Origin of the sequence: Nocardiopsis sinuspersici, assembly GCF_001998325.1 — a bacterium.
Classification (GTDB): Bacteria; Actinomycetota; Actinomycetes; order Streptosporangiales; family Streptosporangiaceae; genus Nocardiopsis; species Nocardiopsis sinuspersici.
This window is the reverse complement of record NZ_MCOK01000001.1, coordinates 258227-282069: the sequence shown is the minus strand read 5'-3', so window position 1 is coordinate 282069 and position 23843 is coordinate 258227. Positions and strand designations below refer to the sequence as shown.

Below are 23843 nucleotides of genomic sequence, written 5' to 3'. Positions count from 1 at the left end.
GAACTCTGTGAATCGCGGACTGATAACGCCTTTGTTGTCGAAGGGGGTCTAGTCGGCGAGAGCGCAAGCCAGGGCGCGCATGTCGGCCGTGGGGTACGTGGAGCGGTTCACAAGGTCGCCGAACTGGTCGGTGTGGTCGACCACGAACGCGTCCCCCCGCACCTGCACCACGGCGCTCCCGATCACCAACAGGGGCGCGTCCACACCGTGGATGCCCGAGTCGATGACGCCCCCGGGACCGAGGATGCGCAGGGCATGGTTCAGCTCGATCAGCAGGTTCATGCTGCTCTGCCACTCGCTCATCGGGCGCACACCTCCAGCCACGTCCGCACGGCTCCGGCCAGTTCGGACATGTCGGGGGCCACCCGGGCCAGTGAGGGCCTGGCGGGGGCCAACCGCACAAAGGGGCGGGGGCGGGCCGCGCGTCGGGGGCGGGTCCAGCAAGTACGGTTGTTCATGCCGACAGCTCCATCTGTTGGCGCGCCGGGGGGTGGGTAGGGTCCGCCACCCCGGCACCTTAATTGGGCTCAAAAAACGGCGGGATTAGCCCGCCGGAATTCCCAATTAAACTATTACCATTTCCCACGCGCAATTACCCGGCAGACATGCGCTTATAACCGAGCGCATAAAAGAGCCCCGAGCGCTATCGAATAGCAATCGGGGCTTCGGGGCTTGGTCAGGCCACGGGGGCGGGCGTCCGCCGGACCTCGCGCAGGTACCGCTTGCCACTGGTCAGGCTGACCCCCAGCTCATGGGCCACTTGCTGGGCCGTCAGGTCCGGCCGCTGGTCCAGCAGCTCACGCACTCGGGCCACCCTCTGGGTCTTGAGGGTCACCGGGTCAGGCCCAGGGCCGGGGTGGACCATCGGCAGGGCCGGGCAGGGGTCAGGCTCGGGGGCCACCCGGTCCAGCTGAACCGGGGCGGGCGCGGTGGCCTGGTCCGGCTCAGGTCCAGGGGCCACTTCGCGGGCGGGGGTGGCCTCGGCCTGGCCCAGGTCGGGTTCAACCCCGGCGGCCCTGGTCGGCAGCATCAGGCTCAGGGCGATGCGGTAGGCCAGCTCCATGGACAGGATCGGCACCAGCCCGACCACGAGCCCGAACCAGCTGGCGAACTGGAAACCGACGAAGGCGTTCGCGAACCCGGTAAACCCCAGCGCCAGCACGAACGCCGCACGCGCCCACCAGTCGCGGAACACCAGCGCCACCAGCAGGCCGGACAGGGCGAGTGAGTCGACCATGCCCGCGCTGGCGTAGGCGGTCCACCCCTCCTCCCCGTAGCGACCCATGAACCCGTGCAGCCGCGTGTACGAGACGGCGAACCCGGTCACGGTCAGGCCGGACAGCACCACCAGTGCCACCCACCGGACGGCGCGCTGCGCGGACTCGGGCGCACTGTCGGCGCCTGATTGAATGGACATCGACACTCCAAGAGTCGAAAACAGCCCCGTGCCGACCGCCATCGGCCCGGGGCTGGTCTGTGTTCGGACTCGGTCACTTGCGGGGCAGGGTGCGGCGCGGCGTCGGCCGGGTGGCGGGCACCACCGGGGCCGCAGCGCTGGCCGCAGCCGCAGCCCGAGCCGCACGGCCCGTCCGGCCACCACGCACCCGGTCGGCCACCTGCTCGCGGCTGAGCTGGGCGGCCTCGGACCGGACCTGGGCGGCCAGGTGCTGGGCCGCGTGGGCGGCCAGGTCGGTCGCCCCCCGCCGGTCACCCTCGCTCGCCAGCTCGGCCACTCGCCGGGCGGTCTGGACAGCCTCGTCCAGGACCTCGCCGTCCAGCCCCCGGCTGGCCATCCGCTCTCGGGTCTGGTTGGAGTCGTGCCCGTCGCGCGCCTGGAGCAGGTACGCGTACACCGCCTGTCCCCTGCGCTCGGTCTCGACCTGGGCCGGGCCGCTGTTGTTGCTGTTCATGTCGGTTCTCCTCGGTGTGATTCGCTTGAGTCGGGGTGGCTACTCCAGGGGCGCCCACCAGTCGCGAGGTGGGCGCCCCGCCCACTCAGTCGTCGGCCACCAGCGCCCGGGGGTCGACGTCCAGCCGCTTGGCCACCGCGAACAGGTGGGCCGCGCTCGGACTCGACCTATTGCCCTCCCAGAGGGTGACCTGTTTCCGGCTCGCGCCGATGGCGTCGGCGAGCTGCTGTTGCGTGAGCCCCCGCTTGCGCCGTACAGCCCGGATCACCTCGCCCCGCACCCTCATCAAGAGGCGGCCCCCTCCTTCGTCAGGCTCGGGGTGCACGACGGGCAGCCGACGCCTCCGGGCCTGTGCGCGGCCTCGGCCATGAGCCTGTCGGGCATGGCCCCGGTCCCCACTCGGCGCAGGGCCCAGGCCAGGTCGCTTTCGGCGCGTGCCTCGGCTGCCTTGCGGTCGGCCGGGTTGGTCTCGCCCTTGATGTCCTGCGCTACGCGGCGCCCGATCCACCAGGCTGCGGCGGTGGCGGTGTGCTTGCGGTTAAGCTTCTTCATCGGTCAGCTCCCTCGGGGCCGCTGAGGATTCCGGCGTCTTCCATGGCGATGCGGACCTGCGCCAGGTCGCCCAACACCCACAGCAGGCGGAGGTGGTCGGACTCGTCCTCGGCAGCCTGTCGTAGCTGCTCGGGCGTGGCGTCGGGGTTGTTCAAGGTCTGCCCGGCCGCAGCTGCGCGGTCGGCGATGGCCCGCTGCCTGGCCGGGTCGAATACCACCGGCGGCAGCTCGATGCCCATGCCGCGCGCCGCTGCCAACGTCGCCTGGACCTCGCCGGGGCCCGGCTCACGCTCACCGCCCGTCATCGAGAGTCTCCACGGTGGTGTTGAGGGCGCGGGCCAGCCGGACCAGCTGCGACGACGGCGGGCGCACGGTGACGCCCTGCTCCAGCTTTGCCACCGTCAGGGGGTGGACCCCGGCCATCTCGGCTAGCTCGCGGCGGCTCAGTTTGGCCCTGCGCCGGGCGCGCCGGACTTCGTTCGCGTCGATCACTGTGCAGCTCCTCATAGGTGGGATCATCCGATCTATCTCCACCCCAGCAGCCCCGGCGCACGCGCGCCAGGTTAGGGGCGGGTAGCCCTACCTCGTGACGCTGACCACACCAACCCCGTCGCCGGCCGAACTCGTCGCTTACGGCCACTCACTCGCCGCGGCTAGCCCTGAACGCCGGGGTGTGGCCTGGCAGGGGGCACACGGGCGTGCATATGTCTTTCTGAGGCTCGGACGGCCCTCCGAGCGCACGAGGGCGCGCCCCGGGGTGCTGGGCCGGGTGCACCCACGCCAGGTCGCGGGCGTTCAAGAAAAACCGTGCAGCACCCGGGCGGGCCACCACATGTGGGGCGGCTCCTCGATGACCAAGGCGCGGATGTCATGCCAGTCGGTGGCCAGGGCGTCGGTGTCGACCTGGGCCCACCGGTCAGCGCGCGCCCACACCTGGAAGGGTTCGCCACGCTCGGGGGCGGTCACGATGGCGTCCAGCTCCTTGACCAGGCGCCACTGGTCAGCGTTGAGCCGGTCGGCCTCGACCCACACCACGACCGAGGGCACGTGGTCGGGCTCGGCTTCGGGGGCGGGCAGGTCGTACCCGGACACCATCGGGTCGAAGTCCTCGGGCAACAGGTCGCGCGCCCCGGCCCACTCGGAGTCAGGGGGCGGGGCCACGCACAGCTCCGGGTCGAAGCGGGTTTCGGGGTCTGCCGCCCCCTCGGCCAGCAACTCGGCCGCCTGGTCGGGCCAGCGGAAGTAGCGGGACTCACCAAGCGGCTCGGCGTCGCGGGCCACGGGGCACAGGTCGATCGGCGCGGGCAGCACCAGCCGCGCCCACCCGCGCTGGCCGGTCCACATCCAGTTCAGCAGCATCCACGCCGCTGTGTTCTCGTCGTTCATGCAGGCAGGCTGCCACGGTTGGCGCGAACAATCGCATTGCGCAGCAGGCATGGTCACCGTGGGTGACGCACTGCTGGTCCGGCTGGCTGCCGCCGCGCGCCGCGCGGGTGTGTCTATCCAGCGCTCGGTGGGATCTTGATGGCCACAGGAGCACCCGAGGCCGGTTGAATCACACGTCCTACGCAGTCACACGGTGCCGCGAGCTGTGCGGTCGGCTTCAAAGTGAGAACATTAGTCTGGTGTAAGAGGTGACTTTCCGGAAAGCAGACTTTCGTGTCCATAGATCCCCCCAAACGGTTCAGTTTTGACCCTTCTCTGTCTGCGTCGAGTGCCCAAGAGCTTGCTTGGGCGCTAGATCCCCAGACAGCGAAGAAGCATCAAGAGAGGTTGGGGGGCGTCCTATTGGCAGTGATTGCGGTCGCGGTCGTCGTCGCGGCTGCTTGCTGGGGAGCTTTCGGGCCCGTCGGTGGACTGACCACCGTGGGTGCCGCCCTGGCCACAGTGCTGGCCCTTACGATGTATTCCACCAACCGGCATGAGCAGCGCATAGCGTCGGTCATGAAGCAACACGAGCACCACCACGTGCGCCCGGACGACTTAGCTACGACCGAACGCAACCTCTTGCTGCGTACCCAGCAGGGCGTGGACGCGATTGTTCACTCGGACCTACATGGCAAGGAGATCATCGATGACGAGATCCTCAGTGCCGTGGTCCTAAGTGACGTTGAGTGGAGCATTGCTCGCCAGCTGCGCAGCCAGTCCGAACGGCGAAAACGCATCGAGTCCTCCCCAGCGCCGGGGAAGCGAAGCCAGGGCGTTGCGGCTGAACTTCTCGCAGCTGTGGAAGAGGAACAGCGGCTGACCGAAGGCCAGGTGCGCACCATCGCCGAGTACGAGGCGCACGTTCGCGCGGCTGGAAAGGAACTGGCCGACCTGGCCGCAGCGCGTGAGCTGTCCCATCTGAAATCGGAGCTGGAATCGGCGAATCCCTGGGTTGAGGCTGCAGTCAGTGCTGACGCCGCGTCCCTTCAATCCCTCACCCAAGTCCGTGACATGGCGAAGCGGATCGCTGAACTGGCGATCTTTCCGGAAGAACGATAATTCCGACAGAATCGAGTCCCAAGTCACACACCCACCCCCGCTCCAGCGGCTACCGCGCCCCGCGCGGGTGCCTCTCTCTAGCCCTCCGTGGGGTCTTCCTGGACACGGGAGCGCCCCGGGCGTGCGCTGGGCCCGGGAGCCGTTCCCGGCTCAGGGGAGAGCGGCCGGTGGCATCATCGGGGCATGAGCGACACGGACAAGGATTACGTACTGGACCTGTGCGACGAGGTCATCGGCCAGCCCTGCGAACGCCGGTACACGTTCGACTGGCTACGGGGCGACCCGCCCGCGCCGGGCCGCGAGGGCAAGAAGCTGCCCGCCATCGGTGGCTACTGGCCAGACCTGCGGCTGGTCGTGGAGTACCGGGGGCCGCACTTCGACCAGCCGGAGCGGCACTACGCCAACCGGGCCACGGTCAGCGGTGTGGAGCGCGACGAGCAGCGCGTCATCTACGCCGCCCGGCGCGACGAGCTGATCCCGCAGCACGGCCTGCGCCTGGTGGTGGTCGGGTCCCGGCACCTGGGCCACGACTCCAGCGGCAAGCTGACCCGGGACCGCGCCCACGACCTTGAGGCGCTCCGGTCGCTCCTGGCCCCCTGACCGGCCCGGGTCAACCGGCCGCTGGGGGCGTACGGTCGGGACGGGTGAGCCGCCAGGGATCGGGGGAACCTAGCCGTCACCTTTCTCGGTGACCTGAGGCGAGGGCCCGGGCGGCGAGTAGCCGATTGAAGCGAGCCCGGTCCCCTCAATCGGGATCTCAGCTCTAGGGCTTTTTCGGACCGACACCCAGTCTCCCTTAGTGCGGTGCGGCCACGCTTTCCACCAGGGGTCCCCCTCCCGAGGCTTCACCCTGAGAGAACGCCAAAACCACCTCCACTCCTGGAATTCTCGCGTACACAGATTGACCCTTTCGCCACGGTGAAGGCTAGGACGGAAAGTGATCCATCGAACTTCGACCCAGGCGTCCCCCTTCTCCGGGGGGTAGATGAATGCCGACAGTTCGATGGGGTCCGAATATCGGGCCATGGCGTTCTCACGCTTCCAAACACCGGAAAACCTAACACCCGGGCCGTATATGCCCGCTAGAACATTGAAGAACAGACCGGTCCCCCCGGCGTGCACGGTAACGCGGACCGCACCGGTTTGGTCAGCTTTTTCGTGGTGGGTGCGATACCTCCAAACATGTTGAGGGCGATCCAACCACTCCCAACGCGCTGCCAGTATCGCGGCCACCGCAGCCACACTCGCAGCAATAAACGTCAGCCAGTCCACGTGAACCTCCAGCTCACCCGGGTTGCCTCACTGGTCTACCCGTCCCACTGGGGCTCTGAACGCAGTCGACTTAGAGCCCCGGAAGCTGGTTGACCAGGTAGCCGATGAGCCCGCCCCCGATCAGCCCGACCGCAGCCCAGAAGAACGACACCCCGCCATCGGCCACGAGCCGCTGCCCGAACGTGGGCCGCTCGGCCCTGGGCACGTTCAGGATGATGTCCTTCACCTCGGAACCGCCCTTCTCGCTACTGGCCCTGACAGCGGCTCCAGAGATGCCGAGTCCAAGCCCGCCGAAGATCAAGGCGATAACACCGGAGACGAGACCTGTTTCCTGAAACATTCTCTCATTCAAGGTGAGGGCGACTATGCCGCCAGCAACCGACACAAAGCACACCGCCGCGAGAACAAGCAGCAACCACCACGACCTCCCCATTCGACAGGGGGCGCAAATCTGCTGGACCCGAGTCAGAGCGCCGTAGGCGGCGATATCCGGTTCGACGAGCCCAACTTTGGCACCCGGCCCAATCTCGACAACGACATGCAACCCCTCCCTGGTGGCCGCCATCTGTACAAGGTCGAGCCGTTCGGGTAGCTCGTCGCGTATCTTCGCGAAATCCTCGGGCTCGTTGCCCGAGACCTCCTCATTCACCAGGAACGACAAGGTGCCAAACTCAGCTAGCACGCGCGCGATGGCTTCCATGTCGTCCCGGTAGAGCTTGAGACGCCCCAGTGGGTGGGTCTCCCGCCTCTTCTTAACTCGTTCAACCGCCATACCGACATCTTGGCGCAGATCGGGCCGGGACGGCTCCACAAGGCCGGAAAGTGAAGCGCATCCGTTGCCGGAACCGGTTCACCGACACAACCGCTGAAACGATGACCAGCGGCGTTCTCTCGCTGTATGGTGCCGCCATGGAGTCTCAGCCACCAACGGGCTTGGACATCGCCACCTTCGTGATCGCCGTCGTCGCGGTCGTCACTGCTGCCGTGTCACTGACCTGGAACGTCCTGTCCTGGCTGTTCTCAGGCGGACTGGCGAAGGTCGAGTTGGACGACGGCGTTATCCACGCTAACGGCACCACGTACGCGCTGACGGAGAGAGGCGAGCCCGTCGATCCCAGCGTAACCAAAGCCGGATTCACGAGGCGGGCCCTGTTCGTGACCGTGCGCAGCAAGGGGCGGCTGCCCGTCACCGTCGCGCAATGGCACCTCAAACTGCCTAAGCACAAGTATGTCGAAATGAACTCGCTTCACGGTCCAAGCTTGCCTCATCGCCTTGAACCGGGCGAGCAAGCTATGTGGGCCATCGAGGTCGACGAACAGATGCTCTCCATCCTCCGCGATGACCGAGCATGGGCGAAGGTCGATGACGTTGAGGTCTACGCGGTGGTCTCGCTCGGCAGCGGCAAGGAGATCAAGACCCCGCAGCGGATCACCTTCACGGCCAACGAGCTGGAGCAGGGCGAGTAGCGGCTACTGCTCGTTGGCGTCGGAGGGCGGGGCCAGGTCGACCGTTCCCGCGTAAAGCCCGTTGGGTCACCGACCCAAACGGTGCGCGCCCAGCCAGTCGCCGAACTGGGCCGACATAATGGTCTCCGCACAGACCATCCCCCTCCCGGAGGACCCCATGACGGCCCCATCCCCCACTCCGCCAGCTTCCAAGTTCCCGGCCGGATGGGCGTTCGGCTGCGGATGCGGGGGCATGATCCTCGGCGCCGTGGCCATGCTCATCTTCGTGCTGGCCACGTACCCGATGCCCGAGGACACCGCGACCACCGCACAGGCCGAGGTGGAAGAGCAACAGGTCGGGCGCGATGAGGCGTTCGAGTTCAACCAGTTCAACGTCACTGTCGAAGACGTCGAGATGGACGCCACGCACTTCGACGGCGACATGATCACCTCGGCGGGCACCTACGTGGTCGTGACGGTGCGGGTCGAGAACACCTCCCAGGAACCTCAGGAGGCGGACCGGCGGTGGTTCCGTCTGGCGGACGCTGAGGGGGCCGTCTACGAGTACGACAGCAATCTGGCCATCCGGACGCGGCAGGACGTGAACCCGGGCAACGCGCTGGTCGTCCCAAACCCCTACAGCGTTCCGGCCGATGCGGAGATCACCCACCTTGTCGTCGGGGACGAAGAAGACGAGGCAGTGGTCAGAGTCGAGCTGTAGGCCACCGGCGCCCCCAGCTCCGCGGCTAACGAGTGGTCATTGCTTCACAACGACGAGTGCAGCCGGCCACGGGCCGCTCCCCCTTGACCTGGCGGGGCCGGGTGGGCCCGACACCCGCCCCCACCCACGCCAGGCGCCCGGAGACACCCCCGGACGTCAGAGAAAGGCCACCGGGGGCTCAGCCCTCGGCCGCGTCCCGCTCGGCAGCGGCCTCCCGGCGCTCGCGCGGGGTCACCTCGTCGGTCGACCACTCCAACAGGTCGGCGGGGTCGCACTCCAGCGCCCGGGCCAGGCGCCCAATGTTGCGCAACTGGGGCGCCGACCACCCGGCCTCCCAGTCCGCGACCAGGGGGCTGGTCGGGCGTGTGTCGATCAGGCGGGCCAGGGCTTCGCGGCTCAGGTTGCGCTCGGTGCGCAGCCGCTTGAACGCCTTCCGGTCGAACCGCAGAGTCGGGGTGGGGTCGGGTTCTGTCATGTCTGGTTCCTCCTCATGGTCGGCAGTCAGTCCAACCGTCTCCGTGTAAAGGCCGCTGGGGGGCGGGACGTGCGTGACCGGAGTGTGCGCCGGGGGGCGGTGTGCCGAGAGTGTGCGTCTCCCCCTCCCCAGAGGGGAGACGCACACTCGCACACCCGTCTGTGCGCATACTGTGCGCACACCTGCACAGTCCCGTCCCCTCGGACACTTGACGCTCTGCGGGGGGTGTGCACGACACTATGCACGCACACCCCTTCGGGGCAGGTCTCGTGCACACCCTTCGGGTCACTTCACGCGCCGGTACTGCTTGGGCCCGTCACCGCTCTTCCAACCGGGCTTCTCAGCCAGGTAGCCACCCTCAACCAGGTTCTTCACCGCGCGCGTTACGGTGCTGGGGTGTCGGTCTGCGGCCTTGTCCAACTGGTTCTTGGACACCCACTTGTCGGCAACGCCAAAGGTGGGCTTGGCAGTCTTCAAGATCCCCATCTCAACCGGCCCCAAGTCGTCCGCCCCCCGTTGGCCCTGTTTCGCGTTGCCGCTGTCGGGGTCGGTGCCCAGGTCGGTCCAATGCATTTCGAGCGGCCCGCGCCCGGTAGTCGTCACGTCCACCTGGAACTCGTGGCCGGTGCTGAGGCCGTTCCGGTGCTTGAGCACCGTGGCCGTGAGCTGGCCGTCCTCGGTCTTGGTGAACTTGCGCTTCATGGACAGTCGGACGGCGATACTGCTCTGCTGGACCTTCACCGACGCGCCCCGGGCGTGCAGACCGCCCCCCATGCCCTGGTGGTCGATAAGGCAGAAGGCCACGCCCGGGTGCCGGGACACGAACTGCTCGATGTTGGTCCACAGCCTCATCGCGCCCGCGTTATCGTCCTCCAAGCCCGAGTTGCTCATCAGCCGTGAGACCGAGTCCGCGATGACCAGGGTGGCGTCCGGGTGTTTCTCGATCAGCTTGTCGAGCATCTCCGGATGAGCAGCGAGGTTCCACCCACGGTGGCCGTACCGCTTAAACCCGGCGCGCTGCTCGGGTGTGAGCTGGAACGCTGACAGCTTGTCGAAGGTCTGATCCTTGGGCGACTCCTCGTCGATGAAGACGACGGTCTCGCCCCGACGCAGCCGCTCGGCAGTCGCCCACAGCAGCACCATCGTCTTGGCCGACTCATAGTCGCCGATAACCAGTGACAACCACCCGGGCTGGATGAACAGGCCGGAGCCGGTGAAGTCGCGTTCAACAGTCTCGGTCTCGTCCCAGTCGTCCGGCTCCCCAAGCTCGGTGTTGCCTCCGGCCGCCAGGATCTTGGCGCGCTCCTCGCCCCGAATCCGGGCGATCTGTCGGACCAGTTCGGCACGGGCGTACGGGGTCTTGTCGAACGCTTCCGGGTCACGTTCAGCGAGCGCAGCCAGGTGGCCGTAGTACAGGTCGAACGCGTCGTCCCGGATGACCCACCCGGCGACGTCGTTGAACAGCTTCTCGCGGTAGCCGTCCCACGACCGCACGACCTCGGCGGGGTCGACGTCGCCCCGGAGCAGCTGGGCGCCGAGCTTAGCCTCTGTCGATTCCTCGTCACGCTTGGCCTTCTCGCGCCGCCAGATGCCGACCTTCTTAGCGACCTCGGCGTCTGTGAGCGGGTACGCCATGCGGCTGTTGACCCACCACAGGAACCACTCGAACATCGCCTCGGAGTCGGTGACCTGAGCGGCGTACCCGGCCACCCTGGTCATCTGGTTGTCGCGCCCGATGCCCTCACCCGGCTTCATCGGCAGCAGCTCGTCCACTGCCGCGCGCAGCCGCTGTTCGATGCTGCCCTCGTACTGGGCGGGGCTGGAGCCACTGCCCGTGACGGCCCCGCCCTTGGGGGCAGGCTCGGGCAGCATAGCGTTCAGCTCGTCGGGGTCCCAGCCCTCGAACTCGGGGTCGATGTACTCCAACACGACGGGGTTGGCAGGGTCGGTCTTGTGGTTGAACGTGCCCGGCAGCCGCAGGACCGAGCTGGCGTTCTCCTTCGTGGAGTCACCAGCAAGAGCAGCGGTGAGCTGGGCGTTCAAGCGGTCGATGACCTCGCGCGGGACGTCCCGGTTCAGCTTCACGTACGCGTGGAAGTTGCCGCTCGTGCCGGACCTGACAACAGCCGCGTTCAGCTTGTCGAGCAGCGCCAAGCGGGTGGCCCTCTCCTCGTCGGTCCATTCGTCGGTGTGGTCGGCGTCAACCTGGCACACACGGCCGTTGTCGGTGGCGTTGTTCGCCTTACGGTGCTCCGAGTTGAGGAGCGCAGGCGTAAACCACACCTCGCGGCTGCCCATGACCATCTCGGCGTACGCCGGGATCTTGTCGCGGTCCTGCGGCCACGAGTACCAGGCCGCGTTACGAAAGTCGGACGGCTTGCGCCCCGACTTGATGTCGCGGAGGCGGTGGTCGGTTGCCAGGCAGACCAGCCCCGGCCGCTCGCCCCACAGCCAGTCCAGCAGCCGCAAAGCCGCGCTGGGGTCGACTTGTTCGCTGGTCACCGGACCTGCTTCGATGGGGTCAGAGTTTTGGGGTTGTGCCGGGCTCTGGTGGCCCCCCGTCTGGTCAGCGGGGGGCTGCTGCGTGTCCGGGGCCGTCATCGCTGTTCACCCCCCGACCGCTGGTCGGCGTCGGCGGGGCGCGCTCCGAACAGGATGGCCAGCAGCCGCCTGTACGCGGCGTCGCTCATGGGTGCGGTGGTCCACTGAACGTCGGCGGTGCCCTCTTCGTTCGGCACAGCGTCGGCGAGGGCGCTCACTGGTCGTCCTCCGCCCACTCGATGAGGGCGGTGGGGTGACAGCCGAGGGCGTTGGCCAGCTGGCCGATGGTGCGCAGGTCGGGCTGCTGCCGACCGGTCTCCCAGCGCCACAGGGTGGCACGGTCCTTACCGCTGACAGTTGCCAGTCGGTTCCGGGACAAGCCCCGCTGCTCGCGGATACGCTGCAGGGCGCGGTGGTTGAATCTCAGCGTGTACACGGGTGGTCTCCCGAGACGAAGGTCGGTACGGCTCCGACCTCGTCCCGACCCCCACTCGCCCTTTCGGGTAGCCAAGATCTACGAGTTCAGTGCTTGGTGGTGATCCCACTCCAGCACCCGAGCTGGGGCGGCACAAGCCGTGGGGGTGCCCCTGTTACCGCCCTCCCCCGGTACCCCCAGTACGGCAACGACACGCCGGGCTCTTACGGGGCTCGTTACTCGTCGTCTGGGCCGGCGCGACGAGAAGTGACAACAAGGCGTGTTCAGGCCGACGCAGCCTCGTGATTCGCTCGTGATCGCTCCCGGCAGCGCATCACAGGTCGGCCACACCGGCTCCCCCGTGTCAGCAGGGGGTGGCATCATCCGCATGAGTGGAGACAACAGCGGCAGAGGGCGGGACCCATGGCAACCTTTGAAAGCGTCTGGCGCAGCATCGAGGCGCACTCGGGCCAGGTGTTCCACACCAAGACCGGTGTCCCGTTCAGCTACGCCGTACAGAGCGGGCAGGTCCACCTCGCCAACACCAACCGCGTCATCCCGCGCAACGACTTCGCCAAGGCGCACGCGCTCATGCCGTTGAGCGGCCCCGGGCAGATTCGGGACCTCGTCCAGGGGTCCGCCTACGTCTTCGGCATCCTCACCGACCAGCGCATCGGTGCCTAACCCCGGCCCCTCTGGATGACCACGCGCCCCGACCCACGCCCGGGGCGTAGCCGGGCGCAGCCTACTCGGCTTGCTCGTGAAGGTCCTCAACGCGGGCGTCGACGCCGTGAGTGAAACTGACGATGCGCGTCACGAAGCCCAAGCTGACCGTGACGCTCTTCTCCCACAACCCGATGAACTTGGTCGAGAAGAAGTCATTGGCGCCTGGCATCTCGCCCCTGATGGTCTTCTCCTCGTCCTTGCCGGACGCGACGTACCGGATCAGCAGGTTCGTCAGCTCCTCTGCGTCCTGGGCCTCGTAGACCTTGATTCCCTGCTCGTCATCGTGGTGGCGAACGACTGCGATCACGCCTTACCTCCAGCCACATCGACGGAGTAAGTAGCGCTGACCAAGTGCGTCAGTGCCCCCTCGACAACCTGCACACTCGCCGTGATCCTGCGCTTCTTGTTGCGGGTGCCGCGTTCCTTGCCCAGGTCGAAGACCGTCCCGGTCGATCCCATGTTGGAGAACGCCCTGTTGATGATCCTCGTGTCGTAGCCGTCGAGTTCAAGGCACTGGATCAGCAGGTCCCTCAGCAACTCGGCATTGGCAGCCTCATAGACCTGAAGTGCCCTTTGGCGGTTACTGAAGTAGTTGACAGTCGCTATCACGGGGCGTCCTTTGGGCTCGGCTCGGCTACTGCTCGGGGGTGCAGTGCGTTCGTGAAGCTACACCACCCAGGGGCGCATGGGGCATGCCTCGGTGGTCCCTCCGCGCCGTTCGGTGGGGTCTCGGAGCGCACGAGCAGCCCCACCGGGCCCGAGCCCCGCCCCGCACACGAAAGAGCCCCGGAAGCCCATCCGAGAGCTTCCGAGGCCCGTCTCTCGATCAGTGCGCGCGCTTGCGCTCGATCCCCTCCCGGACCGCGTCGGCCCAGCCCAGGTCAGCCGCCCACCGCTCGGCCGTCTTGCCGATGACGGTGTCGTCGCCCGTCCACAGAACCTGGTGGCCGCCCGCCCCTGCCTCGATCAAAAAGCCCTTGAGCTTGGCGTCGTGGCCCTGCGCGTACGTTGCCCGCGTGGTCGACAGGCACCCGGTGGTGACCCGGCGCCAGATCGACTCCCCACCGGGACCCGGCTGCTGCGGGATCAGGTACGAGTACGCCCCGCAGGCGCACACCTTGGCCAATGTCTCGTTCTTCACGTCCAACATGATCACACCTCAGACTCGGCAGGGCGGGCCCGGCGCTCGGTCAGAACCCGCTGCGCCTTGCGCCAGGGCTCGGGCAGGGGGTTGCCAGCGGTGAGCCACAGGTGCAGCTGGTCGAACGCCTCGTCAGCACGGGCCAGCGCCGCCCGCAGCGTGGCCTTAGTGGCGCGGGTGTCGTGGTGCTCGCGCAGGGCTTCGGACAGCCGATCGAACAACTCGTCCGCGTGGTCGTCGGGGCTGCGGCCTTCGGCCGTCATGGGGTCTCTCCTCGTTGCTCTCGACGCTGGTCCGCGCCCCGGCTCCGCCGAGGGAGCGGGGGCCGCTGGGTCGGCCACACAACCGGAGCGGGGCGTCTGCGCGGCCGGGTCAGTCGCGCCAGGTCGGCGAGGGTGACGGCGGGGGGGCTGCTGGTCTCGCGACTGGGCGTCCATGGGCCCAACGATGCCGAGGAGTCACGCAACGTGACAGGGATAAAGCGTCCTAGTTTTGCGCGCTTAAGGGGTCACGCCCACGAACTCGGCGAGCTGGCACAGCCCCGGCGGCTGCACGGGCCCGGCGTACAGGTCCTGGATGATCGCAACCGCCAACGTGTGGTGGCGCATCCAGTCGGGGGACGCCCGGCGCAGCCGCTGCAACGTGGCCACCGCCCCGTGGGCGTCGCCAACGTCGGTGTACGCTCGCGCGACGTCCAGCAGCAGCCATGTCCGCCAGCTGGGCGGGGTGTCAGCGCTCAGCCGCATCCCCTTCGCCAGCTCCAGGGCCTCGTCCGGGCGCTTGTGCTGCACGGCCAGCCGCACCCGCTCGATGCGGACCGAGCTGCGGCTGAAGATCGACACCGACCGGCCGTCCCTGGGCTGGGGCAGCTTCGACAGACGGCGCGCCTGCTCCTCGGCCGTCACCATCATGTCCTTGGCCTGCTCGTAGTCGCCCGACCGTGCGGCGCTGGTGGCGCCGCTCATCACCAGACCGCCCCACACACGCAGGCTGGCAGCGGTGTCGGTGCCGACCTCGCGGTCCACGCCGTCAGCCGCGTGGATGACCAGGTTCCCGGCATCGTCCAACCTGTTCTGGCGCTGGTAGGCCCACGCCACCGACCCGAACACCATCGGGGCCAGCAGCGGGTCACCCGAGTTGTCGGCCGCGTTCGCGGCGCGCTCCAGGCTGGCCAGCGCCAGGTCTGTCTTGCCCAGCCGGATGGCCAGGTGCCCGGCGAGCTGGAGCGCCTTGCCGAGCGCGTGCTCACCCTCGGCCCGGCTGTAGCCGGACCCCACGGCGGCAGCAAGCCGGGCGTCGGCGATGATGTCGGGCAGCACGTCCAGCAGCCGCCCGAACTGGGCCCCGTGGTACAGCGACCAGCCGTCGGAGACCTCGGCGCGCAGCAGCGGCAGCGACAGCGACTCGGCCGCGTCGCGCGGGGGCGGTGGCGCGAAGAGCGGGGGCATGATGGCCCGGCGCAGGGCGACCAGTTGCGGGGGTTCGGCGTCACCGTTGGAGGGCACGGCGGGCGGGTCGCCGAGCAGGGTGGTCAGCTCCACGCCCAAGCCGGTGGCCAGGGCGTGCAGGGTGGGCAGCCGGGCGCTGTGCTTGCGCTGCTGCTCCAGCTTGCGAACGACGTCGACGGACACGCCCGACCGCTCGGCCAGCCCTTCCTGGGTGAGGTCGGCAACGCGGCGCAGTTGGGCGAGTCGTACCCCGAGGTGCTCCATGCCGACATGCTATTGACCGCGTCCAGCCCCGGGCATCGAGTTCGGATACACCCATGCGGTAACAGCTGCGCGAAACTGAGCACACAGCGATAGAACCGCTGGGATGCTCAGAACATGGACTCCGAAACTTGGGCGGCCGTCGCCGCTGTGGGCGCCGTCGCCGCTGCCGCCATCGCCCTCGTAGCGCTCTTTTTCACCGGACGGGCCGCCAACGCCGCGAAGAAGCAGACCAAGCATCAAAAGGACGCGGTCAAGGCTGCAGAAGCGCAGACCAGGCTTCAGGAGAAGGCGGTTAAGGCTGCGATCGCCCAAACCGAGCTTCAGCGTGAGGCAGCCGAAACCGCAGCTGCTCAGACCGAGCTTCAGCGCAAGGCAGCACAGGACGCTGTCCAGCCTTATGTCTGGGTGGACGTAGTACCGGACGAGGCCCAAGGAACGATCCTCAACCTGGTACTGGGTAATTCAGGCCCGACGTTCGCCCACAACGTCCGGGTCACGATTGAACCGCCTCTACCTCAAGGGAAACTCCACGGCGCGACGAGTGGCCAGAAGCGGCTCAGCGAGGGCATCACAGCGCTCGGGCCCGGTCGCAAGCTCGTCTGGTCCCTAGGGGTCGGGCATGAGGTCGTCCAGGAGGACGAGCCGAAAATCCACACGATCACGATCGACGCTGATGGGCCGTTCGGACCGCTCCCCCAGCAGCCCTACAAGATCAACCTCACCGACATCCGAGAGACCCGAGACGCGCCTGAGGGCAACCTGCACTACGTCCGCAAGGCCATTGAAAAGGTCGCGAAGAAACTCGACGGCTCGGACTAACGTTCGTCAGGGCTTGGGGCCGCCCGGCTCGATCTCGCCCTTGGGGTCGGCCAGGAGGCTACTGGCGATCGTCTCAGGATCGGCTGTTACGCCCAGGGCCTGCAACGCCACTGCCGTGCGGATACGGTCGCGCAGGTCCTTGTCACTGACCTGGTCGATCAGCCTGAGGGTGGTCCGCAGTCCGTCGTCCTTGTCGGCCTTGTCGCCGATGCGCTCGGCCTGCTCCGTCACGTGCGTCTTAGCCCGGCGCGCGTGAAGGGCGAGCGCCCCGCCTCCAACGGTGATCAAGGCACCGGTGAGGGCGGTGACCAGGGGCACGTAACTCAGGTCCGCGCTTTGGGCGTACACCAGGGCGAGCGCGGCCCCCACCAAGATGACGATCGCGCCAGCGGCCATAAACGCGATGCTGAGCCAGAAGGTGACCTCGGCCTGCTTGAGCGACTGCTTCAGGAAGTCGAGGTAGAACTTCTGGCGTTGCTTGGCCAAGCTGTTGTCGGCTTGCTCCTGCAAGACCTTCCGAGACTGGACACCTGTCCCAACAACCACGTCACCGTGGACAACGTTGTGCACCTGCGGCCTGCCCAGCACGGACTCTAGATACCTTTGAAAGTTTTCAAGACCCGGCCTGTTGATGGTGAAATCGGTCGACTCAGTCGAACGTCCCTCTTCGGGCTCTCCGTCGGGTGCGCCTGTCGTTACCGCCATGGGGGTCCCCTGCTGCCGCTGGAGCTGTATCGGTGAGCTTCAGGGTAGCCCGGTAGCGGCACGGGTGAGCCAAACTCAGCCCCACGCTTAGCGAAGGGCGTCAGGACTTCGAGTCACCCTGATCGATTGCGCCCCTGGGGTCGGCCTCGCCCTCCGGCAAAGCCTGAGTAGAGACCGAAGGGTCGACCGGCTTCAGGGTCGTTAGCCACCTCACGGCGTCCCTGCGGGCCTCGTCGCGCTGCTGAGGATCGTCAATAGTGTTGGCGACCTTGAGCACCTTGTCGAAGGTGTCGTCCTCCTCGATCTTCTGCTCAATGCGATCGATTCGGGAGTCAAGAGCGGCGTCGGTCCGGCGTACATGCCACCTCAGCCATGCTCCAAGCGCTGCGAACGGGACACCGAACAAGCTCACAAGCAGGGGCATGGCATCGGCTCTCACCAGCGCCACGACAGGTCCAGCCACGACGATGCCGACACCGACCACAATGAACACGACACTGAGCCACTGGTTCACCTCGGAGTGCCGGGCCTTCTGCTGGAGGACACTGAGGTAGATGTTCTCCCGCTTCGAGGCCAGAGTCTCAGGCGTCTGAGGCTCTCTGTCCCCTCCGGCAGCAGTCTCCCCATCTCGGAAGAAGTTATTGACGTGGACGTTGCCGCCCCCGGTGACAACCACAGACTGGTTGCTGACGCCCTCAGCAGTTACGCGTTCCCAGCGTTCCTTCCAAGTCTCAAGAGCTTCGTGCTCATCGTTGGGGCCCAGCGACAGGCACACACGAACAAAAGCCATGACAACTTCGAGGCTGGGGACTCGCTCTCCCGAGAGGGCATTGCGCAGCGAGGTGGCTGCCACCGGCGTGCCCAGTTCCCGCGTCCGTTGGGACATCTCACGGAAGCTAAGGGGCCCCGCATCCTCCCGCAGCTGGCGCAGTTCAAGCGCGAAGCGTCCCAGCGGACTGTTGCTGTGCGGGACTGGGTGCAGAGGGCGTCCGGGGCGGGGAGGTTCAGTCACAGTCATCCGTCCATGGCGTCTGGGGGCGTCGCTCGTGTGGAACCGATTATCCCCAACCTCCCCGCCGTTATGAGGCTGCTACACGACGTTCAGGACGAACGGCACGACTCCAGCCGGACCCAGAGCGGATGCCCCGGAAACAGGCGTGGGGACCGCCATCAGCACCCGGTTGAGCTCCGCTGCGTGCGACGCGGTGTTGAGCGCTCCGCTGCGCCGCCCCGCCTCCACGACCACCGTCCCCGGGGTGAGCGCCGCGATCAGCCGGTTGCGTACGAGGAAGTCCGGCGCGCGCGGGGTGGAGCCCACCGGCCGCTCGCTCACCAGCGCGCCGGTGCGGACGACGTCGGCGAACAGCCCCGCGTGTCCGCGCGGGTAGTCCACGTCCAGCCCGCAGGCCAGCACCACCACCGTGCTTCCCACGGCGTGGGCGGCCCGGTGCGCGGCCCCGTCGATCCCGTACGCGCCGCCGGAGACCACCACGACCGCGCGCTCGGACAGCTCGTAGGCCATCTCCGCGGCCACGTGCTCGCCGTAGGCGGTGGCCGAGCGCGCCCCCACCACGGCCACCGAGCGCAGGCACAGGTCGCGCAGGTCCCCGCCGCCACGGACCCACAGTCCGTGCGAGCGGCGGCCTCCGGGCAGGTCCAGCTCGTCGAGCCGCCCCGGCCACTCGGGATCCTCGGGGGCCACGAACCGGATCCCGGCCGCCGCCGAGTCGCCGAGCAGCCCGTCGGGGTCCACCCCGGCCGCCGTGGCGCTCCACCTCCGCCACCGCCGGTGCAGCCGGTCCAGTACCTCCGGCCCGGGTTCCTCGTCCCCGGCGCGGGGCACCGCCGGCGGGGGCGCGCCCGCCACCAGCTCCGCCCACACCCGTGCGGCCCCGTGCTCGGCGAGCACCGCCCCCAGCCACAGGTCCCCCGGCGGGGCCACCGCCGTCAGGCAGGCCCGCGCCCGCGCGTCGGCCTCGCCCTCCGTGTCCCGCGCCACCGCACCGCTCCCCTCTTCCCCGTCCGCTCCCGGCCCGCGTCCGCTGACGGCGCTCACCACGCGCGCCCCGACCACAGCGCGAAGGCGTAGGCCGTCTCCTCCTCGCCGGGGCGTCCCCGGTCGGCGAGGTCGGCCAGCGTCCACGCCACCCGCAGCGCCCGGTCCACGCCCCGGGCGCTGATCTGTCCCAGGTCCATCGCCCGCCCGAGCACCCTCAGCGCGGCGGGCTCGACCGGGAACTCGCGGCGCAGCCTCGACCCGGGGATGGCCGCGTTGGTGGCCCACGGAGTGTGCGACAGCCGCTCGGCGGCACGGGCGCGGGCCTTCTCCACCCTGGCCGCCACCACCTCGGAGGACTCGGCGAAGGCGCGGTCGGCGAGCAGTTCGGCCCTGGACACCGGTTGCAGCTCCACCTTGAGGTCGACCCGGTCCAGCAGGGGTCCGGACAGCCGGGAGAGGTAGCGGCGCCTCTCACCCGAGGGGCAGGTGCACAGGTTGCCGGGTTTGGCGCAGGGACAGGGATTGGCCGCCATCACCAGTTGGAAGCGGGCCGGGAAGGTCACCGTGGCGGAGGCCCGCGCCAGGACCACCTCGCCCCGCTCCAGCGGTTCGCGCAGGGAGTCGAGCACTCCGCGCCCGAACTGCGGTGCCTCGTCGACGAACAGCACACCGCGGTGGGCCTTGGACACCCAGCCGGGAGAGGGGTGGCCGCTGCCGCCGCCGATGATCGAGGCCCGGGTGGAGGTGTGGTGCGGCGCGGCGAAGGGCGGCATGGTGACCAGGGGCGATCCCGGGGGCAGGATGCCCGCCACCGAGTGGATGGCGGTGGCCTCCAGCGCCTCGGCGGGCCTCAGCGGGGGCAGCACCGTGGGCAGCCGTTCGGCCAGCAGGCTCTTGCCGGTTCCCGGAGGCCCCAGCATCATAAGGTTGTGGCCCCCGGCCGCGGCGATCTCCACCGCGCGGCGCGCCACCGGCTGCCCCAGCACGTCGGACAGGTCGGGGCCCTGGTCCCGGGGCTCACGCGGCCGGGGCACGGACGGCTCGGACTCCTCCGGGAGGTACTCGCCGCGCAGCCACCGGCACAGGTCCGTCAGGCCGTCCACCGCCGTCACCTCGACGTCGGGCACCAGTCGGGCCTCGGCCGCGTTCCCCCTCGCGACGACGAACCTGCGGTAGCCCTGTCCGGCGGCCGACACCACCGCCGGGAGCACTCCGAGCACCGGCCGGGCACGCCCGTCCAGGCCCAGCTCCGCGATGAGGACGGTGCCCTCCAGCCGCTCCACCGGCACCGAGCCCGCCGCCGCAAGGACGGCACCCGCGATGGCCAGGTCGAAGAGGCTGCCCGCCTTGGGCAGGCTGGCCGGGGAGAGGCTGATGATGATCTGGCCGCTGGGCCACTCCTCACCGCTGTTGACCACGGCCGCGCGGATGCGGTCCCTGGCCTCGCGGAGCGCGGCGTCGGGCAGTCCCACGAGGGTCACCCCGAAGTCGCCGCCGCCCAGGTGCACCTCCACCTCGACGATGTGCCCCTGCACCCCGAGCAGGGTGATGCAGTGGGTGCGGGCGAGCGTCATCACGACATCCCCCGCTCGTGGGAGACGAACACGTGCCCGCCGCTGATCAGGACGCACACGCCGTCCACCCTCAGGGGGTGGGCGGGGATCCGGTGCCGGACCGCCCAGGCGCGGCCGAGGCGGCGCAGGCGGCGCCGTTTGGCGGGGGTGATGGCCTCCACCGGGTGTCCGTACCGGACGGAGGTGCGGGTCTTGACCTCGGCGACGACCAGGACGGGTCCGTCCCGGGCCACGATGTCGATCTCCCCCGCGGGGATGCGCCAGTTGCGGGCGAGCACCCGCATCCCGGCTCGTCGGAGGAAGGCCGCGGCGAGGTCCTCGCCGCGGCCCCCCAGCGTCCTTCGGTACTCGGCCCACCGATCCAAGGTCGACCACCTCCCGTTACCACGGTCGGTGATCGCCGGTCACTGCGCCAGAGCGAGTTCTCTCCTGTGGACGACCGGAGCCGGGCCGCCCCACGGGTGCCCTGCGCCGCTCAGCCCTGGGCGCCCCCGTCGGTGGGCGGCATCTCCAGGTCGGCCTTGGTGATCTCCTCGACGTTGACGTCTTTGAACGTCACCACGCGCACGTTGCGGACGAATCTGGCAGGACGGTACATGTCCCAGACCCAGGCGTCCTCCATCACGACCTCGAAGTACATCTCCCCGTTCTCGGTCGAACGCGGCTGGAGGTCGACATGGTTGGTGAGGTAGAACCGCCGCTCGGTCTCCACCACGTAGCTGAACAGACCGACGACGTCCCGGTACTCGCGATAGAGCTGGAGCTCCATCTCGGCCTCGTATTTCTCCAGGTCCTCAGAACTCATCCACGTGCTCGCTTTCGTCGCACTCTCCGGTCGTGGTGTGCCGGTCCCTTCCACTGAACACCGTCGCCGCGCGGCGCTCTCCCGCCCGGCGGCGGCCCCACGCGTCGGGGGACGCCAATACGATCCAAGTCCATCATGCGTCACGGAAGTGGCTTGTGTACTCCGTCGGCCGGATTTCCTTCGGTGAATCGCCCGCCGGGCGTCGCCGGGTCCCCGGGCCGGCCGCCGCGCGGCGGCCGTGCCGCGGCCCGGAACCCGGCGGTCGGGGCGTCCCCGGCCGGGGGCCTCACCCGTCCTCGGCGTTGAGCTTCTCGAAGGTCTCCGGGACCTCCAGCCAGCCGGCCTGGCTGAACGGCCAGATGATCACGAACGCCCGGCCCACCACGTGGTCGATGGGCACCGCGCCGTCACCGGGGTTGTTCTGGTTCACCCGCGAGTCGGCGGAGATCGCCCGGTGGTCACCCATCAGCCACAGATGCCCCTCGGGAACCTCGACCGGTCCGAACTCGGTGTGGCTGGCCGTGCTGCCCGGGTACAGGTAGTCGCCCTCTTCCAGGGGGACACCGTTGACCAGGACGCGGTTCTGCTCGTCGCAGCACTCCACGGTGTCGCCGGGAAGGCCGATGACCCGCTTGATGTACTCCTTGCCCGTGGGCGCCGCCCCCAACTGCTGCTGCACCCAGGTGAACGCGCCGGAGACCGGATTGGTGGGCTCGGGGACCGAGACCGTGCTCGGGTCGTCCCACGACCCGTTGCCGTCGAAGACGACCACCTCGCCGCGCTCGATGTCGCGGATCTGGTAGACGACCTTGTTGACGAGTACGCGGTCCCCGATGAGCAGCGTGTTCTCCATCGAGGAGGAGGGGATGTAGAAGGCCTGCACCAGCCAGGTCCTGATCACGAACGCCAGGACCAGGGCGATCACGACCAGGATGGGCAGTTCCTTCCAGAACGACCCCTGCTTCTCGCTGCTCTGGGACTTGCTCATCTGGGTGTCCGCCTTCTCCTCTGGCTCCTGTCCCCCGGCTTCGGAGACGCCACTGGCTCCCGAGAGCTCGTGCTCTCGGGAGCCAGTGGCGGAGCTTCGCTCCTCCGGGCCGGACCGGGCGGAATCCTCGTCCTGGGCCCCGTCCGCGCCGAGGTCCCTCTCGTCTTTGCTCATCGAGTCGAAGCCTATCCTGAGCCCCTGCCGGGAGCGGAGGGTTTCGACCCGTGAAAAGCGCGTGTGAGGGTCTGCGGCCGCTAGCGGCGCTCGCGGATGCGGGCGGCCTTGCCCCGCAGCTCACGCAGGTAGTACAGCTTGGCGCGACGCACGCGGCCGCGGGCGGCGACCTCGTACTTCTCGACGGCCGGGGTGTGGATCGGGAAGGTACGCTCCACGCCCACGCCGTAGCTCACCTTGCGGATGGTGAAGGTCTCGCGGCTGCCCGCGCCCTGGCGGCGGATGACAACGCCCTTGAAGACCTGGACACGGGTACGGTTGCCCTCGGTCACACGGACGTGGACGTTGAGGGTGTCACCCGGACGGAAGTCCGGGACGTCGGAACGCAGCTGGGCCTTCTCCAGCTCCTGAATGGCGGTGTGCATCTCGCGAATCCTCATCGGTAGCGCTCCGCGTCCTGTCCCCCGAGGGGGAGGGGTGCGCGGGCGAGGGCCCTTGTGGGTCTGAACTTTCGAACCGCCCGGGTGACCGTCACAGAGGCCGACGTCGTGCCGCCGGCATGCGGATGCCGCCGATCACCTGGGGGGAACCCACCCAGTTTGCCACACCTCAGGTGGCGTCTCGAACGGCCTCCTCCGCGATGACCTCGCGGTCGCGCCGGTCCAGGGCCTCCTCGGGCAGGGCGGCGACCAGGTCGGGGCGGTTGCGCGCGGTCCTGCGCAGTGCCTGGTCGCGGCGCCAGCGGTCCACGGCGCCGTGGTTTCCCGACAGCAGCACCGGGGGCACCTCCCGGCCGCGCCAGGCGGCGGGCTTGGTGTAGACCGGCCCCTCCATCAGGTTCTCCATGCCGCCGGAGGCGAAGGAGTCCTGCACCGCCGACTCCGTGTTTCCGAGCACACCCGGCAGCAGCCGTGTGATCGCCTCGACCATCACCAGCGTGGCGGACTCGCCGCCGTTGAGCACGTAGTCGCCGATGCTGACCTCCTCGACGGGCATCCGGTCCGCCGCGTCGGCCGCGACCCGGGAGTCGATGCCCTCGTAGCGGCCGCATCCGAAGACCAGGTGCTCCTCGCCGGCCAGGCGCTCGGCGTCGGCCTGGCGGAACGGGCGGCCGCTGGGGGTGGGCAGGATCAGCCGCGCGGGCCCGCCCGCCACGACCTCGTCGAGCGCCTCGCCCCACGGCTCGGGTTTCATGACCATGCCGGGACCGCCGCCGTAGGGCGTGTCGTCCACGGTGTTGTGCCGGTCGTGGGTCCACGTGCGCAGGTCGTGCACGCGCACGTCGAGCAGGCCGGAGACGCGTGCCCTGCCGATCAGGGACAGGTCCAGGGGGCCGAAGTAGTCGGGGAAGATGCTGATGATGTCGATACGCACGGCGTGC

The 23843-nt window shown here is 68.7% G+C and carries 32 protein-coding genes and 1 pseudogene; 6 read left to right on the top strand and 27 right to left on the bottom strand.

The features are described from left to right. Positions 1–48: 48 nt before the first annotated feature. The 9 genes from NOSIN_RS01240 to NOSIN_RS01205 form a co-directional block, all read right to left on the bottom strand. Positions 49–303, bottom strand: a complete 255-nt coding sequence (locus NOSIN_RS01240; protein WP_077688968.1) for a hypothetical protein — start codon at positions 301–303, stop codon at positions 49–51. After that, complete coding sequence (locus tag NOSIN_RS27075; protein ID WP_170293688.1) at positions 300–458, bottom strand: hypothetical protein; 159 nt, start codon at positions 456–458, stop codon at positions 300–302. The genes NOSIN_RS01240 and NOSIN_RS27075 overlap by 4 nt, the downstream gene beginning before the upstream one ends. Before the next feature lie 218 nt (positions 459–676). After that, positions 677–1417 carry a hypothetical protein gene (locus NOSIN_RS01235; RefSeq protein ID WP_143832830.1) on the bottom strand — a complete coding sequence of 247 codons (741 nt, stop codon included), beginning with the start codon at positions 1415–1417 and terminating at the stop codon, positions 677–679. 73 nt (positions 1418–1490) lie between these two features. Further along, positions 1491–1910 carry a hypothetical protein gene (locus NOSIN_RS01230; RefSeq protein ID WP_077688966.1) on the bottom strand — a complete coding sequence of 140 codons (420 nt, stop codon included), beginning with the start codon at positions 1908–1910 and terminating at the stop codon, positions 1491–1493. A gap of 85 nt (positions 1911–1995) precedes the next feature. Continuing rightward, entirely contained in the window at positions 1996–2196 is a 201-nt protein-coding gene (locus NOSIN_RS01225; RefSeq protein ID WP_077688965.1) for a helix-turn-helix domain-containing protein, read from the bottom strand. After that, positions 2196–2462 carry a hypothetical protein gene (locus NOSIN_RS01220; RefSeq protein ID WP_077688964.1) on the bottom strand — a complete coding sequence of 89 codons (267 nt, stop codon included), beginning with the start codon at positions 2460–2462 and terminating at the stop codon, positions 2196–2198. The genes NOSIN_RS01225 and NOSIN_RS01220 overlap by 1 nt, the downstream gene beginning before the upstream one ends. Further along, positions 2459–2767 carry a hypothetical protein gene (locus tag NOSIN_RS01215; RefSeq protein ID WP_077688963.1) on the bottom strand — a complete coding sequence of 103 codons (309 nt, stop codon included), beginning with the start codon at positions 2765–2767 and terminating at the stop codon, positions 2459–2461. The genes NOSIN_RS01220 and NOSIN_RS01215 overlap by 4 nt, the downstream gene beginning before the upstream one ends. Further along, positions 2754–2969 carry a helix-turn-helix domain-containing protein gene (locus tag NOSIN_RS01210; protein WP_193371921.1) on the bottom strand — a complete coding sequence of 72 codons (216 nt, stop codon included), beginning with the start codon at positions 2967–2969 and terminating at the stop codon, positions 2754–2756. The genes NOSIN_RS01215 and NOSIN_RS01210 overlap by 14 nt, the downstream gene beginning before the upstream one ends. Positions 2970–3257: 288 nt before the next feature. Then, on the bottom strand, positions 3258–3848 hold the full coding sequence (locus NOSIN_RS01205) for a hypothetical protein (RefSeq protein WP_143832829.1): 591 nt from the start codon (positions 3846–3848) through the stop codon (positions 3258–3260). Between the two features lie 480 nt (positions 3849–4328). Between NOSIN_RS01205 and NOSIN_RS01200 the strand changes: the two genes are divergently transcribed. Beyond that, complete coding sequence (locus NOSIN_RS01200) at positions 4329–4949, top strand: hypothetical protein (protein ID WP_077688960.1); 621 nt, start codon at positions 4329–4331, stop codon at positions 4947–4949. Positions 4950–5132: 183 nt separating this feature from the next. Continuing rightward, positions 5133–5549 carry a hypothetical protein gene (locus NOSIN_RS01195; RefSeq protein WP_077688959.1) on the top strand — a complete coding sequence of 139 codons (417 nt, stop codon included), beginning with the start codon at positions 5133–5135 and terminating at the stop codon, positions 5547–5549. 742 nt (positions 5550–6291) lie between these two features. Here the strand turns inward: NOSIN_RS01195 and NOSIN_RS01190 are convergent. Continuing rightward, positions 6292–6993 carry a hypothetical protein gene (locus NOSIN_RS01190; RefSeq protein ID WP_077688958.1) on the bottom strand — a complete coding sequence of 234 codons (702 nt, stop codon included), beginning with the start codon at positions 6991–6993 and terminating at the stop codon, positions 6292–6294. A 50-nt stretch (positions 6994–7043) separates the two neighbouring features. Between NOSIN_RS01190 and NOSIN_RS01185 the strand changes: the two genes are divergently transcribed. Together NOSIN_RS01185 and NOSIN_RS01180 are read left to right on the top strand one after the other, a co-directional pair. After that, positions 7044–7688: a hypothetical protein gene (locus NOSIN_RS01185; RefSeq protein ID WP_143832828.1), complete on the top strand. Its 645-nt coding sequence runs from the start codon at positions 7044–7046 to the stop codon at positions 7686–7688. 157 nt (positions 7689–7845) lie between these two features. Beyond that, complete coding sequence (locus NOSIN_RS01180; protein WP_170293687.1) at positions 7846–8388, top strand: DUF4352 domain-containing protein; 543 nt, start codon at positions 7846–7848, stop codon at positions 8386–8388. A gap of 178 nt (positions 8389–8566) precedes the next feature. Here NOSIN_RS01180 and NOSIN_RS01175 read toward each other — a convergent pair whose 3' ends face one another. From NOSIN_RS01175 to NOSIN_RS01165, 3 genes are all read right to left on the bottom strand, one after another. After that, entirely contained in the window at positions 8567–8863 is a 297-nt protein-coding gene (locus NOSIN_RS01175) for a helix-turn-helix domain-containing protein (RefSeq protein ID WP_077688955.1), read from the bottom strand. Positions 8864–9148: 285 nt separating this feature from the next. Continuing rightward, on the bottom strand, positions 9149–11365 hold the full coding sequence (locus tag NOSIN_RS01170; RefSeq protein ID WP_170293686.1) for an AAA family ATPase: 2217 nt from the start codon (positions 11363–11365) through the stop codon (positions 9149–9151). A gap of 253 nt (positions 11366–11618) precedes the next feature. Beyond that, the gene (locus NOSIN_RS01165; protein ID WP_170293685.1) at positions 11619–11840 is read right to left on the bottom strand and encodes a helix-turn-helix domain-containing protein; all 222 of its coding nucleotides are present in this window, start codon (positions 11838–11840) and stop codon (positions 11619–11621) included. Between the two features lie 402 nt (positions 11841–12242). Between NOSIN_RS01165 and NOSIN_RS01160 the strand changes: the two genes are divergently transcribed. Then, entirely contained in the window at positions 12243–12503 is a 261-nt protein-coding gene (locus NOSIN_RS01160; protein WP_077688952.1) for a hypothetical protein, read from the top strand. A 61-nt stretch (positions 12504–12564) separates the two neighbouring features. Here NOSIN_RS01160 and NOSIN_RS01155 read toward each other — a convergent pair whose 3' ends face one another. The 5 genes from NOSIN_RS01155 to NOSIN_RS01135 form a co-directional block, all read right to left on the bottom strand. Continuing rightward, complete coding sequence (locus tag NOSIN_RS01155) at positions 12565–12852, bottom strand: hypothetical protein (protein ID WP_077688951.1); 288 nt, start codon at positions 12850–12852, stop codon at positions 12565–12567. Next, positions 12849–13154, bottom strand: coding sequence for a hypothetical protein (locus tag NOSIN_RS01150; protein ID WP_077688950.1), 306 nt, complete (start codon positions 13152–13154; stop codon positions 12849–12851). The genes NOSIN_RS01155 and NOSIN_RS01150 overlap by 4 nt, the downstream gene beginning before the upstream one ends. Before the next feature lie 217 nt (positions 13155–13371). Next, positions 13372–13695, bottom strand: a complete 324-nt coding sequence (locus NOSIN_RS01145) for a hypothetical protein (RefSeq protein WP_206057627.1) — start codon at positions 13693–13695, stop codon at positions 13372–13374. Positions 13696–13697: 2 nt separating this feature from the next. Beyond that, positions 13698–13949: a hypothetical protein gene (locus tag NOSIN_RS01140; protein ID WP_077688949.1), complete on the bottom strand. Its 252-nt coding sequence runs from the start codon at positions 13947–13949 to the stop codon at positions 13698–13700. 237 nt (positions 13950–14186) lie between these two features. Beyond that, positions 14187–15398 (bottom strand): helix-turn-helix domain-containing protein, encoded by a 1212-nt coding sequence (locus tag NOSIN_RS01135; RefSeq protein ID WP_077688948.1) that lies wholly within the window; start codon positions 15396–15398, stop codon positions 14187–14189. Positions 15399–15512: 114 nt separating this feature from the next. Between NOSIN_RS01135 and NOSIN_RS01130 the strand changes: the two genes are divergently transcribed. Further along, a complete protein-coding gene (locus tag NOSIN_RS01130) occupies positions 15513–16217 on the top strand; it encodes a hypothetical protein (RefSeq protein ID WP_077688947.1) in 705 nt (234 codons plus the stop codon). A 6-nt stretch (positions 16218–16223) separates the two neighbouring features. Here NOSIN_RS01130 and NOSIN_RS01125 read toward each other — a convergent pair whose 3' ends face one another. The 9 genes and pseudogenes from NOSIN_RS01125 to trmD form a co-directional block, all read right to left on the bottom strand. Then, positions 16224–16727, bottom strand: a complete 504-nt coding sequence (locus NOSIN_RS01125) for a TRADD-N-associated membrane domain-containing protein (protein WP_143832827.1) — start codon at positions 16725–16727, stop codon at positions 16224–16226. Between the two features lie 295 nt (positions 16728–17022). Next, positions 17023–17940, bottom strand: coding sequence for a helix-turn-helix domain-containing protein (locus tag NOSIN_RS01120; RefSeq protein ID WP_330359706.1), 918 nt, complete (start codon positions 17938–17940; stop codon positions 17023–17025). A 111-nt stretch (positions 17941–18051) separates the two neighbouring features. Further along, positions 18052–18921: pseudogene (locus NOSIN_RS01115) on the bottom strand (DNA-processing protein DprA); the annotation flags it as partial. A gap of 53 nt (positions 18922–18974) precedes the next feature. Continuing rightward, a complete protein-coding gene (locus NOSIN_RS01110; protein ID WP_077688945.1) occupies positions 18975–20495 on the bottom strand; it encodes a YifB family Mg chelatase-like AAA ATPase in 1521 nt (506 codons plus the stop codon). Beyond that, on the bottom strand, positions 20495–20860 hold the full coding sequence (locus NOSIN_RS01105; RefSeq protein ID WP_077688944.1) for a YraN family protein: 366 nt from the start codon (positions 20858–20860) through the stop codon (positions 20495–20497). Before NOSIN_RS01105 ends, NOSIN_RS01110 begins: the two co-directional genes overlap by 1 nt. 110 nt (positions 20861–20970) lie before the next feature. Further along, positions 20971–21300: a DUF2469 domain-containing protein gene (locus NOSIN_RS01100; protein WP_073704569.1), complete on the bottom strand. Its 330-nt coding sequence runs from the start codon at positions 21298–21300 to the stop codon at positions 20971–20973. Between the two features lie 286 nt (positions 21301–21586). Continuing rightward, a complete protein-coding gene (gene lepB, locus NOSIN_RS01095) occupies positions 21587–22462 on the bottom strand; it encodes a signal peptidase I (protein ID WP_077688943.1) in 876 nt (291 codons plus the stop codon). A gap of 80 nt (positions 22463–22542) precedes the next feature. Next, positions 22543–22887 (bottom strand): 50S ribosomal protein L19, encoded by a 345-nt coding sequence (gene rplS / locus NOSIN_RS01090; protein ID WP_077688942.1) that lies wholly within the window; start codon positions 22885–22887, stop codon positions 22543–22545. Positions 22888–23071: 184 nt separating this feature from the next. Beyond that, positions 23072–23836 (bottom strand): tRNA (guanosine(37)-N1)-methyltransferase TrmD, encoded by a 765-nt coding sequence (gene trmD / locus NOSIN_RS01085; protein WP_077688941.1) that lies wholly within the window; start codon positions 23834–23836, stop codon positions 23072–23074. Between the last annotated feature and the right edge of the window lie 7 nt (positions 23837–23843).